Source organism: Microbacterium sp. ABR10 (genome assembly GCF_057812175.1).
In genome coordinates, this window is the sequence record NZ_CM173821.1 from 409,750 (window position 1) to 424,110 (window position 14,361).

Here is a 14,361-nt window from a genome sequence, read left to right on the forward strand (position 1 = left end):
CGGGGGCATCGTCGCGTTCGGCCGGTCCCCTCGCGTAGGCGCAGCGGGGTCCGCGGCCGTGCACGTCGGCGTGACGGCAACGGCCCACCGATACCCGCGCGCGTCGCGGATGTCGGTGGTGTCCGCCACACTGGGTGACGATCCCGAGGAGGCACCCGTGACCGATCCCGATGCCCATGACGTCATCCGCGTGCGCGGTGCTCGCGAGAACAACCTGAAGAACGTCGACCTCGATGTGCCCAAGCGTCGACTGACGGTCTTCACCGGCGTGAGCGGCTCGGGCAAGTCGTCCCTGGTGTTCGGCACGATCGCCGCCGAGTCGCAGCGGCTCATCAACGAGACCTATCCCACGTTCGTGCAGCAGTTCATGGGCGAGCTCTCACGTCCCGACGTCGACGCGCTCGAGAACCTCAGCGCCACCATCCGCGTCGACCAGGAGCGCATGGGCGCGAACGCCCGTTCCACCGTCGGCACGGCCACCGACGTGCACGCGATGCTCCGCGTGCTGTTCAGCCGTCTCGGTCAGCCGCACGTGGGCTCGTCGCAGGCGTTCTCGTTCAACGTCCCCTCGATCTCGGGTGCGGGCGCGGTGACCCTGGCGACGGGTGCGAAGAAGGGGCAGAAGCAGCGCCGTTCCTTCGAGATCACCGGCGGCATGTGTCCCGAGTGCGAGGGTCTCGGCCAGGTGAGCGACATCGACCTCGACCGGCTCGTCGACAAGTCGCTCTCGGTGAACGCCGGGGCGATCCTGGTGCCGGGCTACACCGCCGACGGATGGATGGTGCGCATCTACGGCGAGTCCGGTTTCCTCGACCCCGACAAGCCGGTGCAGGACTTCACCGAGCAGGAGCGCCAAGACTTCTTCTACAAAGAACAGACGAAGGTGCGCATCGCGAACACCAACATGACCTATGAGGGCCTCGTGCCCAAGGTCACCAAGAGCATGCTGCAGAAAGACCGCGACGCGTTGCAGCCGCACGTGCGCGCTTTCGTCGACCGGGCGGTCACATTCATCTCCTGCCCGGCCTGCGAGGGCACCCGACTCAACGAGGGAGCGCGGTCGTCGCGCATCGGCGATGTCAACATCGCGGATGCCGCGGCCATGCAGATCACCGACCTCGCCGCCTGGGTACGCACCGTCGACGACCCCACGGTCGCGCCGCTCATCCAGGGCTTGCGCGACACCCTCGACGCCTTCGTGCATATCGGACTCGGCTACCTCTCCCTCGACCGAGCCAGCGGCACGCTGTCCGGCGGTGAGGCGCAGCGCACGAAGATGATCCGCCACCTCGGCTCGAGCCTCAGCGACATCACCTACGTGTTCGACGAGCCCACCGCGGGTCTGCATCCCCACGACATCCAGCGCATGAACGAAACGCTCCTGCAGCTGCGCGACAAGGGCAACACGGTTCTCGTCGTCGAGCACAAACCCGAGGTGATCGAGATCGCCGACCACGTGGTCGACCTCGGCCCACGTGCCGGGCGCGACGGCGGCACCGTGCAGTACGAGGGCGACGTCCCCGGGCTCCGCAGCTCCGACACCCTGACCGGCCGCTTCCTCGATCACCGGGCCGAGCTGAAGACCGCCGTCCGCAGCGCGGCGGGGGCCATGCCGATCCGGGGCGCGTCGCAGCACAACCTCCGCGACGTCGACGTCGACGTTCCGCGCGGTGTGCTGACCGTGGTGACGGGGGTCGCCGGTTCCGGCAAGTCGTCGCTCATCCACGGCAACCTGCCCGCGTTCGACGACGTGGTGGTCGTCGACCAGACCGCCATCAAGGGGTCTCGGCGCAGCAGTCCCGCCACGTACACCGGCATCCTCGACGCGGTGCGCACCGCGTTCGGCAAGGCCAACGGAGTCAAGCCCGCGCTCTTCAGCGCGAACAGCGAGGGCGCCTGCCCCGCGTGCAAGGGCCTCGGGGTCATCGTCACCCAGCTGGGTTTCCAGTCCACCGTCGAGACGGTGTGCGAGCTCTGCGAGGGCACCGGCTTCTCCGACGACGTGCTCGAGTACACCCTCGACGGTAAGAACATCGCCGAGGTGCTGGCCATGTCGGTCACCGAGGCGGGGGAGTTCCTCGTCAAGGGACCGGCAGTGGCGGTGCTCGGCCGGTTGCGCGACGTCGGACTCGGCTACCTGACGCTCGGGCAATCCCTCAATACCCTCTCGGGCGGGGAGCGTCAGCGCCTCAAGCTCGCGATATCCATGGCCAAGTCGGGCGCGGTCTACGTGCTCGATGAACCGACGACGGGTCTGCATCTCGCCGATGTCGACACGCTGCTGCGTCTGCTCGACCAGCTGGTGGATGCCGGCAACACCGTCGTCGTCATCGAGCACCACCAGGCCGTGATGGCGCACGCCGACTGGATCATCGACCTCGGGCCCGGAGCCGGACGCGACGGCGGCGTCGTCGTGTTCGAGGGCACGCCCGCCGACCTCGTGGCCGCGCGCTCCACCCTCACCGCCGAGCACCTCGCCCGGTACGTCGGCGCCTGACCGTCCGCCTCGCCGACGTTCGAACGTCAGCCGTGTGTGCTGAACGTCGCGTCGTGGAGGTGCCGGTCGCCGTGCGGCAGCACTTTCACCATCACTCCGCGCCGACGCAGGTCGGCGATCGCGCGGGTCTCGTCCTCGCGCGTCGCACCGAGCGCGTGCACGCTCGCGACCACGAGCACGTCACCGCCGGTGAGGGTTCCGAAGAAGCGATCGAGGCGGTTCGCCCAGCCCTCCATCGTCTCGGGTGCGGGGTGACGGAAGCCCTCGATCGGTACCCCGAACCGGGTGAGGTCGTCGCGCTGCTGCACCACGGTCGGCATGTCCGGCCGTGAGACGACGAGGCCGACGAGCCGCGAACCGGCCGGACGCGCCCGCCACCAGTCGCGGTCGCTCTGCAGCTCGGTGAAGCACTTCGGGCACTCTGCCGCGGCGTGCGCGTGGGGCACGGTGCCGGTCCCGGCGGCATCCACGGATGACGGCATCGTCGGGATCGAATCGCTCATGGAGACCTCCGCCTCCATTGTGCCTCACGCCTCCGTGAACGGACCTCTGCGTTCGCCGCCGGTCACTTCCTCGCCCCCTCCGTCGACGGGCCCCGCCCCGGTGCGCATTCCGCGCCCCGTCAGGCTCGCGGCCGCGCCTGCGACCGCTGCCGTGATGGTCGAGCGCGGTGCCGGGGCGCTCTATGTGCACCGGGGCGGGCGCCGGACGCCCCGGTGCACATTCCGCGCCCCGGCACGCCCGCGGCCGCTGCCGCGATGGTCGAGCGCGGTACCGGTGCACATTCCGCGCCCCGGCACGCCCGCGCCAACGCCCGCCCCGCCCCGCCCCGCTCCGCCCCGCCGCGCGACGCTCCACCCGCTGGCGGCTCCGCGATCAGCGCCGGGCGTGCGCCCGCCTTACTCGTCCTCGCCGTCGTCGATGCGCAGTTCGAGGCTCAGCTGGTCGGCGTCGAGCTCGGCGAGGGCGTGACGCAGGGCGGCAGTGCTGTAGCGACCGTCGCGTCCCGCGTCGTGCAGGCGACGGCGCATCTCCTCGATCGAGGCGAGTCGCAGCTCGAGGAAGTCGCGCACGCGGGTCGAGGCATCCTCGTCGGGCGGCTGCACGATCCGAGCACCGGCGCGCTCCAGGAGCTCTGGGGGGAACGCCGCGCCGTCGCGTCGCCGGAGCGTTCCCCCACCGAGAGCGTCGCTGGCGGCTTCGCGCAGCTCTGCGTCGAGGGCGCGCTGCTCCTCCCGCGTCGGTCCTTCGCCGCCGGCACCGGCGAGACCGACCGACCGCACGACGGCCGGCAGCGTGAGCCCCTGCAGCACGAGGCTGAACAGGGCCACCAGGAAGGCGACGAAAATGAGCAGCGGACGCTGCGGGGTGTCCGCCGGCAGAGTCTGCGCGGCAGCGAGCGTGACGACCCCGCGCATGCCCGCCCACACGATGACGGTGCCGTGGCGCGCGCCGAGCGGGGTGTCGCGGTAGTAGTCGAGGTCGGCCATCGTGCGGGCGATGCGGGTGCGCATCCACCCGATCCGCCGCTCGGTGCGTACGGGATCCGCGCCGCGAGCAGTGAACTGCTCCGGCGTCTCGCGATAGGCCGCTTCGAATCTGTCGAGGCGGTCCTGCGCGCCCTCGATGCGGCCCTGCTCCCGCGCGTGGCGGTGGCTGCGACGCCCCTGCACCCAGATCAGCCCGGCCACCCACAGACCGCGCACGATGAGCACGATCCCGAGGGCGCTCAGCGCCAGCCACGTGCCGTGCCACAGCCCCTCGTGCTCGCGGAGGTTCGCACCCACGATGTCTTTCAATTCGAGACCGAAGACGAGGAACACGCCGCCCTCGAGCACGAGTTCGACCGTCCGCCAGTTGAGCCGGTCACTGATGCGTTGTTCGGGGGTGAAGCGCCGAGCGGCCCCCTGGCCGGTGACGATCCCCGCGACCACGGCGGCGACGAGACCGGATCCGCCGAGGTGCTCGGTGGGCAGGTAGGCGATGAAGGGGATCGTGAAGCTGAGCGCGGTATTGGCTGCGGGGTTCGCCAGTCGCTCGCGGACGCGCAGGTTCACCCAGCCGATGACGGCACCGAGGACGAGCGCGACGGCGACCGCCCACGCGAAGTCGGCCACCGCGTCACCGAACGCGAATCCGGATGCCACGGCGGCGACCGCCGTGCGAAGCAGCACCAGCGCGGTGGCGTCGTTGAGCAGGCTCTCGCCCTCCAGCATCGTCACCACGCGCGGCGAGATGCCCAGGCGTTTGGCGATGGAGGTGGCCACGGCATCCGTGGGGCTCAGGATCGCCCCGAGGGCGATTGCGAGAGCGAGGCCGAGACCGGGGATCACGGCCCAGAAGAACAGGCCCAGCAGCACGGAGCTGATGACGACCAGCACGACCGAGAGACCCGCGATCGGCGCGAAATCGCGACGGAACTCGATGGCCGGCAGTTGCACGGCAGCGGAGTACAGCAGGGGCGGCAGCACGCCGACCAGGATGATCTCGGGGTCGACCGCGAACGGCGGCACGAACGGGAGCAGGCTCACCCCCGCGCCCACAGCGAGCAGCACGAGGGGCCCCGCGACGTTGAAGCGCGGCCCGATGACCGTGGCGAGGGCGACCACCACGACGCCGGCGAGGACGACGAGGAGGGGATCGATCATGCTCCGAGGCTAGTCCGGCATGGCGGCCAGTCCGTTCCGGGCCGTGGGCGATCGGCGCCTCGTCGACGCGCGGGCCGCTTCAGCCCTCGGCGCGCACCGCGTCGGCGACGGCGCGGAGGCCCGTGAGGGTCTCGGCGAAGCTCGTCGACAGCGGCGACAGGCCGATGCGGAGGCCGTGCGGATCGCGATAGTCGGGGATGACGTCGCCCTGCCACAGGCGTGCGGTCACGGCCCGCATCGATGGGTGCGAGAGCGTCACGTGGCCGCCTCGTTCGGCGGCGTCGCGCGGCGAGGCGAGGCGCACGCCGAGCGGGCTCAGGATGCCATCGGCGACCCGCACCGCGAACTCGGTCAGCGCGACGGACTTGGCCCGAACCGCGTCGATCCCGGCCTCCTCCAGGAGGTCGAGGGTGTCCTGCATCGCGATCATCGCCAGCACCGGCGGGGTCCCGGAGAGGAAGCGGCGCATCCCGTCGGCAGGCCGGTAGACCGGCCCCATCGAGAACACGTCGGCTGCCCCCATCCAGCCCTGCACGGGCTGCGTCAGGGTGCGCTGGTGGCGCGCGGCGACATAGGCGAAAGCGGGCGAGCCCGGACCGCCGTTGAGGTATTTGTAGGTGCAGCCGACGGCAAGGTCGGCGCCCCACGCATCGAGCTCGATCGGCACGGATCCGGCCGAGTGGCAGAGGTCCCACAGCACGAGCGCCCCGGCATCGTGCGCGATCCGCGTGAGACCGGCACCGTCGGCAAGGTATCCCGAGCGGTACGACACGTGGCTGAGCAGTACCACCGCGGTGCGCTCGCCGACCGCGGCGCGGAGCAGCGCGGCATCCACTCCTCGGGAGGTGTCGACGTCGATCCACACGACGCGGGCGCCGCGCTCGGCCGCGATGCCTTCGACGAGGTAGCGGTCGGTGGGGAAGTCGTCGCGGCCCACGACGATCTCCACCCTCTGCGGGTCGAGGTTCATCTGCGCGTCGAGGGCCGCCCGCAGCAGCTTGTACAGCAGCACGGTGGTCGAGTCGCCGATGACGGTCTGACCGGATGCCGCGCCGAGCGCGAGCGCCGCGATCCGGTCGCCGATCGCGAAGGGGAGCTGCATCCACTGTTCGTCCCACCCGCGGATGAGGCGGCCGCCCCATTCGTCGGTGACGAAGCGTGCGAGGCGATCGGCCGTCGCTCGCGGCGGGCGCCCGAGCGAGTTGCCGTCGAAGTAGACCAGCGGTGTCTCGGCACCGACGAAAGCGGCGCGGTGGTGCGCCAGTGGGTCGTCGGCGTCGAGGGCCGACGCTTCGGCCGCGAGAGAGGCACGCGGCACCTGCAGCGCATCGACGGATCCGAAATCGGGGGTGGGGTCAGTCGACACGCGTCAGCTCCTCGGTGGCGACGACCGTGCCGCGGCTGAGCCAGGTGGGCAGGTCGTCGGGATCGGTGGGCGCCGGACCCGGCACGAAGGTGCAGACCGCGGTCGTCGGCTCGACGTGCGGCCACGCATCGGTCAGCGCGGCTACGAGCGCGTCGCCCCGCACGTCGGCATGGTGCAGGGCCAGAAGCTCGCGGCGGTTCAGCCCGACCGGCAGGGAGCCGTTGCCGAGGTCGGTTCCGTAAAGGACCCTGCCGCCGCGGGCGGCGAAGGCGCGGAGGTTCGTGATCGCCTGCTCGCGGGCGGCTCCCCGGTGGATGTCGAGCGTCGAGATCCATACCTGGCCCGCGTCGATCGCGCGCGAGAGGGTACGGCGGGAGAGGGGTGCGTCGAAGGGCGTGTGGGCAAGCGCGGCCACACCCGCTTCTATTGCGCGCTCGACCTGCCCCGCGCCCTGGGCGTGCGCGACGACCGGCACACCCCGGTCTGCGGCGGCCGCCACGACCGCTGAGAGCACGTCGTCGGACACCACGGGCCCGGCGTCGGCGTGCAGGGCCACCTTGATGACCGACGCCCCGGCATCCGCCTGCGCGTCGACGGCGGTTCGCGCCCCGTCCGTGACACCCGGATGCCGGGACGGATCCGTGACGAGGCGCACCGTGGCATCCGGAGCCCACGACCGCCCTTGCGGGTACCCGCCGGGTGCGGTCAGGAATGCCCCCGCGTACGAGACGCGGGGGAGTCCGCGCGCACGTCGGGCGAGGGCCACGGGGTCGCCACCCAGGTCGACGACCGCAGAGATGCCGCGAGCGGCCAACGTGGAGGCGTCGATCAGGTGCAGGTGAACGTGATGATCGACGAACGCCGGCAGGGCCGTGCCGTGCTCGGAGGTGAGTGCGCGCCGGACGGGCCAGGCGGCGGAGACGGTCATGCCGACCCGATCAGATCAGCGACAACTCGCGGAGCTTGGCCTCGACGTCGGCGTTCGAGGGCTCGACGTGGTGGCTGGAGTCGGGGTAGACGACAACGGGGATGCTGGTGCGACCCGAGATCTCTTTCGCGACGTCGGCCGCGGCGGGGTCGGCGACGAGGTCGACGTACTCGTAGTCGATACCCAGCTCGTCGAGCTGCTTCTTCGTGCGGATGCAATCGCGGCACCAGTCGGCGCCGAACATACGGATGGATGCGTCGGAGGACATGACTCCAGCGTACGCCGGTGCACCGACACCGGTCGCGGCCGGGCGATCGGTCCGTGGGAGCAGGCGCGATGTGCCACCGGTCACACGGACGGGAGCGCTCGCCGGCACGGCAGGCGACGTGGGTCGAGAGAGGGTCAGGCCCGATCCCTGCCGCACGGACGCGTCAGGCGGTGACTTCGTCTTCGAGGGGTTCGATGGCCCGCGCGACCTTGCCGATGCGGCTCTTCTTGGGCGCGTACACGACCAAGGCGTGGAAGACGAAACGCACGACGAAGGCGGCGATGAGGGTGAGCCCTGCGGCGACCACGCTCTGGAAGTGGGCCTGACTCACGAGCACCCAGATGACCGGGATGCGCACGATCGCCTCGACGCCGTTGAAGGTGAACGATTTGACGAAGCGGTGTCGCATGAGCCCGGACTCCGCGCGCATGTCGGCGAAGACCAGGTACTCGAGTGCGAGGAAGTTGGCGACGATGGTGACCACGCTCGCGATCACCGCGGCGATGATGTACTGCACGCCGACCATCTGCAGCGCCCACATGATGGCCAGGTTGGCGACGGCACCGAGGCCGCCCACCAGCGCGAAGGCCGACATGCGCCCGAAGCGCAGCATCGTCAGCTGCAGCAGGAACCGCATGCCCTGGCTGAACGAGGCCTTCGACTCGCCCGCGAAGCGGGGCGCGAACGAGAACGGCACCTCGGCGATGCGCATCTGCTTGCGCGCGAGGATCTCGAGCAGGATCTTGAAGCCCCGCGGCTGCAGCGTCTCGACCTCGAGGGCGCTGCGGTCGACGAGGAAGAACCCCGTCATCGGGTCGGAGCAGTTGTGCAGCTTCTTGGGGAACATCGACTTGGTGAGAAGGGTCGATGCGCGGGACACCGTGGTGCGCACCGCGTTGGCGAGGCCGTCGGAGGTGCCGCCGGCGACGTAGCGGGATGCCACCACCACATCTACGTCGCCCAGCTCGGCGCGCGCGAGCAGGTCGGCGATCACCTCGGGCGGGTGCTGCAGGTCGCCGTCCATGACGACACATCGATCGGACGCCGCCGCCTTGATGCCCTCGACCACGGCGCCACCGAGTCCGCCCACCGGATCGTCGCGGTGGATCAAGCGCACCGGAATGCGCGCGTCCGCCGCGACCGCCCGGATGATGTCGGGGGTGTCGTCGGTGGAGTCGTCGACGAAGATCACCTCGACCGCGCGATCCGCCAGGGCATCCGTCGTGCGGCGCACGAGTTCGGCGACGTTCGGACCCTCGTTGAAGGTCGGAACGATGACGGAAAGATCCATGGGTACTCGCGATTCGTGAAACGTCAGGGGGAGCACAGCGTAATGCGCACGACATGTGCCTCCACAGGATTGTGGCGGACGTACCTGTGAGCTAGCGGATGCTCGCCCGGCGTCGGCGCGCAACGGCGGCGCGGGTGCCGATGGGGCGGAATCAACCGATCTTGGCCTCGAGGTCTTCGACGGTCATGCCGTAGTCGATGCGGACGACGGGCAATGCGAGCTTATCGGTCCCGATGCGCACGTACCCGGGTTCGATGCCGCGACCGAGTTCGAAACCCGCGCGCCGCACGCCCTCCTTGGTCGTGTCATTGAAGTGGCCGAAGGGGTACGCCACGACCTCCTTGGCGCCGAGGATCTGGGCCGACGTCTCGAGGTCGGCGGCGATCGTGTCCGCGTCGTCGTTGACCATGCGGCCCTTGCCGTTGGCGCCGGCTCGATGCATGTCATGCGTGTGGGAGCGCTGCACCACGAAGCGGTTCGGGGTGGGTTCGGTGCGCGCGGAGGTGATGACGAACGAGGTGGTCAGCAGGTTCCGCCCGTCGACGATCGGCGCGGCCATCTCGAGCCAGGTGCTGTCGGCGTCGTCGTCGGTGATGACGACGGAGCGCTTCGGCAGGTAGAGCGCGCCGTCGATGAACGCGCTGACCTCGTCCCAGGTGGGCAGGTAGAACCTCTCGTCCTGGATGTGGGCCATCTGCGCGTCGAAGTCGCCGATGTAGGCGTAGTTGCCCCGGAGCCAGTTGTCCTCGCCCTCGGGGTTCCGCGTGAACTGGTGGTACATCAGGATCGGGAGTTCGGTGCCTTCGGCGCTGTTCGCCTCGGGCGTCGTCCAGGCGGCGTAGAGCGTGCGCTCGCGGTCCGTGCACGTGACGAGGTCGGCGCCGTTGACGCGCTCGGCGGTGTTCAGCGAGGTCGCGTCCGCGACCGTGGGGTACCACCCGGCGAACACGCGCCCGTCGGCACGGGGGAGGGGGAGCTTGTCGTAGCGGACGTCCTCCGCCTGCAGCTGCGGGTCGAAGGCGATGCCGTCGCCCGTGAACGACACGGCGCACGCCTTCGGATCGGTCGTGGTCGCCAGCAGTTCCTGAGCGGCGGTCAGCGGCGTGGGTGTGGGCGTCGGCGTCGGGCTCGGCGACGGCTCGCCCGACGGCACCGTCTCGGCGACGGGGGCGGTGGACGGCCCGCGCGTCAGGGCGAACACGGTGACGCCGCCGGCGATCAGGGCGACGGCGGCGGTGGCGACGAGGGTACGGCGCAGGCGCACGCGTCGTGAGGTGCGGCGACGGTGCTCGGCTCGGGTGACGGTCATGATGCCTCGGATCGGCGGGTGGGTCGCGGAGATCCTATCGGGACCGTTAACGCACTCCGGGGACGCGCCACGCCGAGCCGAGACGACAGGGCAGGATGAGGGGATGATCCGCATCGGCATCGTCGGCACCAGCTCCATCTCCGAGCGCTTCGCGGAAGCGGTCGCCATCGTCGAGGGCATCGGGGTGTCGCGCGTCGCCTCGCGCGACGCGGAGCGCGCCCGCTCGTTCGCCGATCGCGTGGGAGCCCCCGGGGTCGCCGTCGGGCTCGACGATCTGCTCGCCGCTCCCGACGTCGACGCCGTCTACCTCGCCAGCCCGAACGCGGTGCACGCCGCGCAGATCACGTCGGCGGTGGATGCCGGCATCCCGGTGCTGGTCGAGAAGCCGGCGGTGTTGACGACGGGGGAGTGGGAAGCCGCTGTCGCGCACGCCCGCCGTCGCGGTGTCGTGCTGCTCGAGGCCATGCGCACGGCCTACGACCCGGGTCTGTCCGCCGTCCGCGCGGCTCTCCCCGCACTCGGAACCGTCCGGCGCGTCTCGCTGCGGTACGAGAAGCGGTCGGCGCGCTACGACGAGGTGCTCGCCGGTCGACAGACGAACATCTTCGACCCCCGGCTCGGCGGGAGCGCGCTGCGCGACCTCGGCGTGTATCCGCTGCACGCCCTCGTGCGACTCTTCGGAGAGCCCCACGCCGTGCACGGCGTGCGAGTGGGGATCGGCTCGGGAACGGACGGGCTCGGCAGCGCCCTGGCCGTCTACGAGGGCTTCGTCGCCGACATCGCGTGGTCGAAGATCACCGACACGAGCCTGCCGAGCGAGATCCAGGGCGAGGACGCGTCGCTGCTCATCGACGCGATCGACGCGCCGCGACGGCTCGTCCTCACCCCGCGCGGCGGCGTTCCGAGCGTGATCACAGTGCCCGCCGACGACAACCCGATGGTCGGGGAGGTGCGGCGGTTCGTCGACGCCGTCGAAGGGGCCGACATCACGGACGATCAGGACTGCACGGCGACGACGCTGCGGCTCGTCGACGCCCTGCTGGACCGCCCCGTCGTCTGAGGGTTCACCCGGTGTTTCCCCCGCGGAGGGAGGATGCCTGGATGCACACAGCGGCCCGCGTGAGCGAGGTGTTCCTCGCGTTCCTTCGGCTCGGGCTGACCTCGTTCGGCGGGCCCGTCGCGCACCTGGGGTACTTCCGCGCCGACCTCGTCGTGCGGCGGAAGTGGATGGACGACCGCGCGTACGCCGACCTCGTCGCTCTGTGCCAGTTCCTGCCGGGACCGGCGTCGAGCCAGGTGGGCTTCGCGATGGGGCTCCAGCGGGCGGGGGTGCTCGGCGCGCTCGCCGCCTTCGCCGCCTTCACCCTGCCGTCCGCGGTCGTGCTCGTGGCGTTCGCGAGCGGTGCGGCCGCGATCGGCGGCCCGGTGGGCGAGGGGGTCCTGAACGGACTCGAGGTCGTCGCCGTCGCGATCGTCGCGCACGCCGTGTGGGGCATGGCGCAGACACTGACCCCCGATGCGCCGCGCGCGGGGATCGCGGTCGCGGCCCTCGGCCTCGCCCTTCTGCTCCCCGCGGCTCCGGGCCAGCTCGCCGCCCTCGCGGTCGGGGTGGTGGCCGGGCTCGTCCTCCTGCGGGGCAACGACGTCGCCACCGCGGCGACGCTGCCGTCGTTCGGCGTGCGCCGGGGTGTCGCGGTCGCCTGCCTCGTGCTGTTCGTGGGAGGACTGGTGGCCCTGCCGGTGCTCGCGACCCTCACGGGGTCGGGTGCCGTCTCTCTGGTCGACTCCTTCTACCGCGCGGGGGCGCTGGTGTTCGGCGGGGGACACGTCGCCCTTCCTCTGCTGCAGGCCGGTGTCGTGGAGACCGGGTGGGTCTCATCGGGGTCGTTCCTGGCGGGCTACGGAGCCGCGCAAGCGGTTCCCGGACCGCTCTTCACGTTCGCGGCCTACCTCGGCGCCGTCTCGACCGTCGGACCGGGCGGCATCCCGGGTGCGGCCCTCGCCCTCGGGGCGATCTTCCTCCCCGGCTTCCTCGTCCTCGTCGGGGTGCTGCCGTTCTGGGATGCCGTGCGCACGCGTCCGCGCGTGCGGTCGGCGATGCGCGGCGCGAACGCCGCCGTCGTCGGCATCCTGGCTGCGGCGCTGTACGCGCCCGTCTTCACCACGGCGATCACCGGACCTGGACCACTCGTGCTCGCGGCGGTGGGCTTCGTGCTGCTGACCGCGTTCAAGGTTCCGGCGTGGGGGGTCGTGCTCGTGGGCGCCGCGGGCGGGATCGTGCTGAGTCTGGTGTGATCGAGCCCGGTCGTGGAGCCGCGCGGCACCTCCCGGCATCCTGAGACTCGTCTCCACGGTGCGTGACACCGGGTACCGGCGGTGCCAGGATGAGCGCACGGCGACGACGCCGGTGTTTTCGAGGGAGAGAACCGTGTTCCACAGCCCCCACCCGCCCGTCGAGATCCCCGACCAGAGCATCTACGACTATCTGTTCGGCTCCCTCGACGCGAGCGATCTCGATCGGGTTGCCCTAGTGGATCCGGCCAGCGGCGCCGAGACCACCTACCGGGCCCTGCGCGCCCAGGTCGACGCCTTCGCGGGGGCGCTCGCCGCCCGCGGTGTCGGCACCGACACCGTCGTCGCGATGCTGTGCCCGAACGTGCCCGCGTTCGCGACCGTGTTCCACGGCATCCTGAGGCTCGGAGCGGCCATCACCACGATCAACTCCCTCTACACCGCGCACGAGATCGAGAACCAGCTCCGGGATGCCGAAGCCACCTGGCTCGTGACCGTGTCGCCGCTGCTTCCCCCGGCGTTGGAGGCCGCGCGAGCGGTCGGCATCCCCGATGACCGGGTCATCGTGCTCGACGGCGCCGAGGGCCACCCCGATCTGCGCGCGTTGCTGAGCGAGCAGCGGACGCCGCCCGAGGTCACCATCGACCCGGCCACGCACGTCGCCGTGCTGCCCTACTCGTCGGGCACCACGGGAGTGCCCAAGGGTGTGATGCTCTCGCACCGTAACCTCGTCGCGAATGTGCACCAGTGTCGTCCGGTGATCGAGATCGGCCCCGACGATCGTGTGCTCGCCGTGCTGCCGTTCTTCCACATCTACGGCATGACGGTGCTGCTCAACCTGGCACTCCGCCAGCGCGCGACCCTCGTCACGATGCCGCGGTTCGACCTGATGGAGTTCCTGCGCGTCATCCAGGATCACCGCTGTACGTTCCTCTTCATCGCCCCGCCGATCGCCGTCGCCCTCGCCAAACACCCCGCCGTCGAGCAGTTCGACCTCTCGAGCGTGCACAGCGTGTTCTCGGGCGCGGCCCCGCTCGACGGTGAGACGGCCGAGACCGCGGGCCGGCGCATCGGCGCCCGTTTCTTCCAGGGCTACGGCATGAGCGAGCTGAGTCCGGTGTCGCACGCCATCCCCGCCGAGGGAGGGATGCCGGTGAGCTCGGTCGGCGTGCTCATCCCGAACTGCGACGCCAAGCTCATCGACCCCGAGACAGGGGCGGAACTCGAGGAGCACGGCGACGACGGCCTGACCGCGGCGGGTGAGATCTGGGTGCGCGGACCGAACGTCATGCTCGGCTACCTCAACCGCCCCGACGCGACGGCCGAGACCCTCGACGCCGACGGCTTCCTGCACACCGGCGACATCGGCGTGCACCACGTCGACGGCTATTTCACGATCGTCGATCGGCTGAAGGAGCTCATCAAGTACCACGGCTATCAGATCGCCCCGGCCGAGCTCGAGGCCCTGCTGCTGTCGCACCCGAAGATCCAGGATGCCGCGGTCATCGGCATCCGCGGCGACGACGGCGAAGAGATCCCCAAGGCGTTCGTCGTGGCGGGCCCGGACGCGGGCCTGTCGGCGGAGGATGTGATGGCGTTCGTGGCCGGGAACGTCGCCCCGCACAAGAAGGTGCGTCGCGTGGAGTTCATCGACGTCATCCCGAAGTCCACCTCGGGGAAGATCCTGCGGAAGGACCTGCGGGCGCGCGAGACGGTCTGACATGCCGAGGGGCGGGGGCGCTCCGACGCCCCCGCCCCTCGT

The 14,361-nt window shown here is 70.8% G+C and carries 11 protein-coding genes; 4 read left to right on the forward strand and 7 right to left on the reverse strand.

Translation table 11 applies throughout. From position 1 onward, the window contains the following. The first annotated feature begins 109 nt into the window (after nt 1-109). Nucleotides 110-2,497, forward strand: a complete 2,388-nt coding sequence (locus ACXKZF_RS01785; protein WP_488985216.1) for an ATP-binding cassette domain-containing protein — start codon at nt 110-112, stop codon at nt 2,495-2,497. A 26-nt stretch (nt 2,498-2,523) separates the two neighbouring features. Here the strand turns inward: ACXKZF_RS01785 and ACXKZF_RS01790 are convergent, their stop codons facing one another. From ACXKZF_RS01790 to ACXKZF_RS01820, 7 genes are all read right to left on the reverse strand, one after another. After that, entirely contained in the window at nt 2,524-3,000 is a 477-nt protein-coding gene (locus ACXKZF_RS01790) for a dehydrogenase (protein ID WP_243223419.1), read from the reverse strand. A 396-nt stretch (nt 3,001-3,396) separates the two neighbouring features. After that, entirely contained in the window at nt 3,397-5,145 is a 1,749-nt protein-coding gene (locus ACXKZF_RS01795) for a cation:proton antiporter (RefSeq protein ID WP_488985217.1), read from the reverse strand. A 79-nt stretch (nt 5,146-5,224) separates the two neighbouring features. Further along, a complete protein-coding gene (locus ACXKZF_RS01800) occupies nt 5,225-6,469 on the reverse strand; it encodes a kynureninase (protein WP_055960241.1) in 1,245 nt (414 codons plus the stop codon). Between the two features lie 31 nt (nt 6,470-6,500). Continuing rightward, nucleotides 6,501-7,439, reverse strand: coding sequence for an amidohydrolase family protein (locus ACXKZF_RS01805; RefSeq protein WP_488985218.1), 939 nt, complete (start codon nt 7,437-7,439; stop codon nt 6,501-6,503). 10 nt (nt 7,440-7,449) lie between these two features. After that, nucleotides 7,450-7,707 (reverse strand): glutaredoxin family protein, encoded by a 258-nt coding sequence (locus tag ACXKZF_RS01810; protein WP_055959528.1) that lies wholly within the window; start codon nt 7,705-7,707, stop codon nt 7,450-7,452. 163 nt (nt 7,708-7,870) lie between these two features. Further along, a complete protein-coding gene (locus ACXKZF_RS01815; protein WP_488985219.1) occupies nt 7,871-8,998 on the reverse strand; it encodes a glycosyltransferase in 1,128 nt (375 codons plus the stop codon). A 151-nt stretch (nt 8,999-9,149) separates the two neighbouring features. Then, nucleotides 9,150-10,307: a polysaccharide deacetylase family protein gene (locus tag ACXKZF_RS01820; protein ID WP_488985220.1), complete on the reverse strand. Its 1,158-nt coding sequence runs from the start codon at nt 10,305-10,307 to the stop codon at nt 9,150-9,152. A 103-nt stretch (nt 10,308-10,410) separates the two neighbouring features. Between ACXKZF_RS01820 and ACXKZF_RS01825 the strand changes: the two genes are divergently transcribed. From ACXKZF_RS01825 to ACXKZF_RS01835, 3 genes are all read left to right on the forward strand, one after another. Further along, on the forward strand, nt 10,411-11,367 hold the full coding sequence (locus tag ACXKZF_RS01825) for a Gfo/Idh/MocA family protein (RefSeq protein WP_488985221.1): 957 nt from the start codon (nt 10,411-10,413) through the stop codon (nt 11,365-11,367). A gap of 41 nt (nt 11,368-11,408) precedes the next feature. Beyond that, entirely contained in the window at nt 11,409-12,602 is a 1,194-nt protein-coding gene (chrA, locus tag ACXKZF_RS01830) for a chromate efflux transporter (protein WP_488985222.1), read from the forward strand. 133 nt (nt 12,603-12,735) lie between these two features. Continuing rightward, the gene (locus ACXKZF_RS01835) at nt 12,736-14,319 is read left to right on the forward strand and encodes an AMP-binding protein (RefSeq protein ID WP_488985223.1); all 1,584 of its coding nucleotides are present in this window, start codon (nt 12,736-12,738) and stop codon (nt 14,317-14,319) included. Nucleotides 14,320-14,361 lie beyond the last annotated feature (42 nt).

Coding starts and splice junctions, on each gene's coding strand:
- ACXKZF_RS01820 (WP_488985220.1), bottom strand. CDS start 10,307: ATGACCGTCACCCGAGCCGAGCACCGTCGCCGCACCTCACGACGCGTG.
- ACXKZF_RS01805 (WP_488985218.1), bottom strand. CDS start 7,439: ATGACCGTCTCCGCCGCCTGGCCCGTCCGGCGCGCACTCACCTCCGAG.
- ACXKZF_RS01790 (WP_243223419.1), bottom strand. CDS start 3,000: ATGAGCGATTCGATCCCGACGATGCCGTCATCCGTGGATGCCGCCGGG.
- chrA (WP_488985222.1), top strand. CDS start 11,409: ATGCACACAGCGGCCCGCGTGAGCGAGGTGTTCCTCGCGTTCCTTCGG.
- ACXKZF_RS01815 (WP_488985219.1), bottom strand. CDS start 8,998: ATGGATCTTTCCGTCATCGTTCCGACCTTCAACGAGGGTCCGAACGTC.
- ACXKZF_RS01810 (WP_055959528.1), bottom strand. CDS start 7,707: ATGTCCTCCGACGCATCCATCCGTATGTTCGGCGCCGACTGGTGCCGC.
- ACXKZF_RS01785 (WP_488985216.1), top strand. CDS start 110: ATGTCGGTGGTGTCCGCCACACTGGGTGACGATCCCGAGGAGGCACCC.
- ACXKZF_RS01795 (WP_488985217.1), bottom strand. CDS start 5,145: ATGATCGATCCCCTCCTCGTCGTCCTCGCCGGCGTCGTGGTGGTCGCC.
- ACXKZF_RS01825 (WP_488985221.1), top strand. CDS start 10,411: ATGATCCGCATCGGCATCGTCGGCACCAGCTCCATCTCCGAGCGCTTC.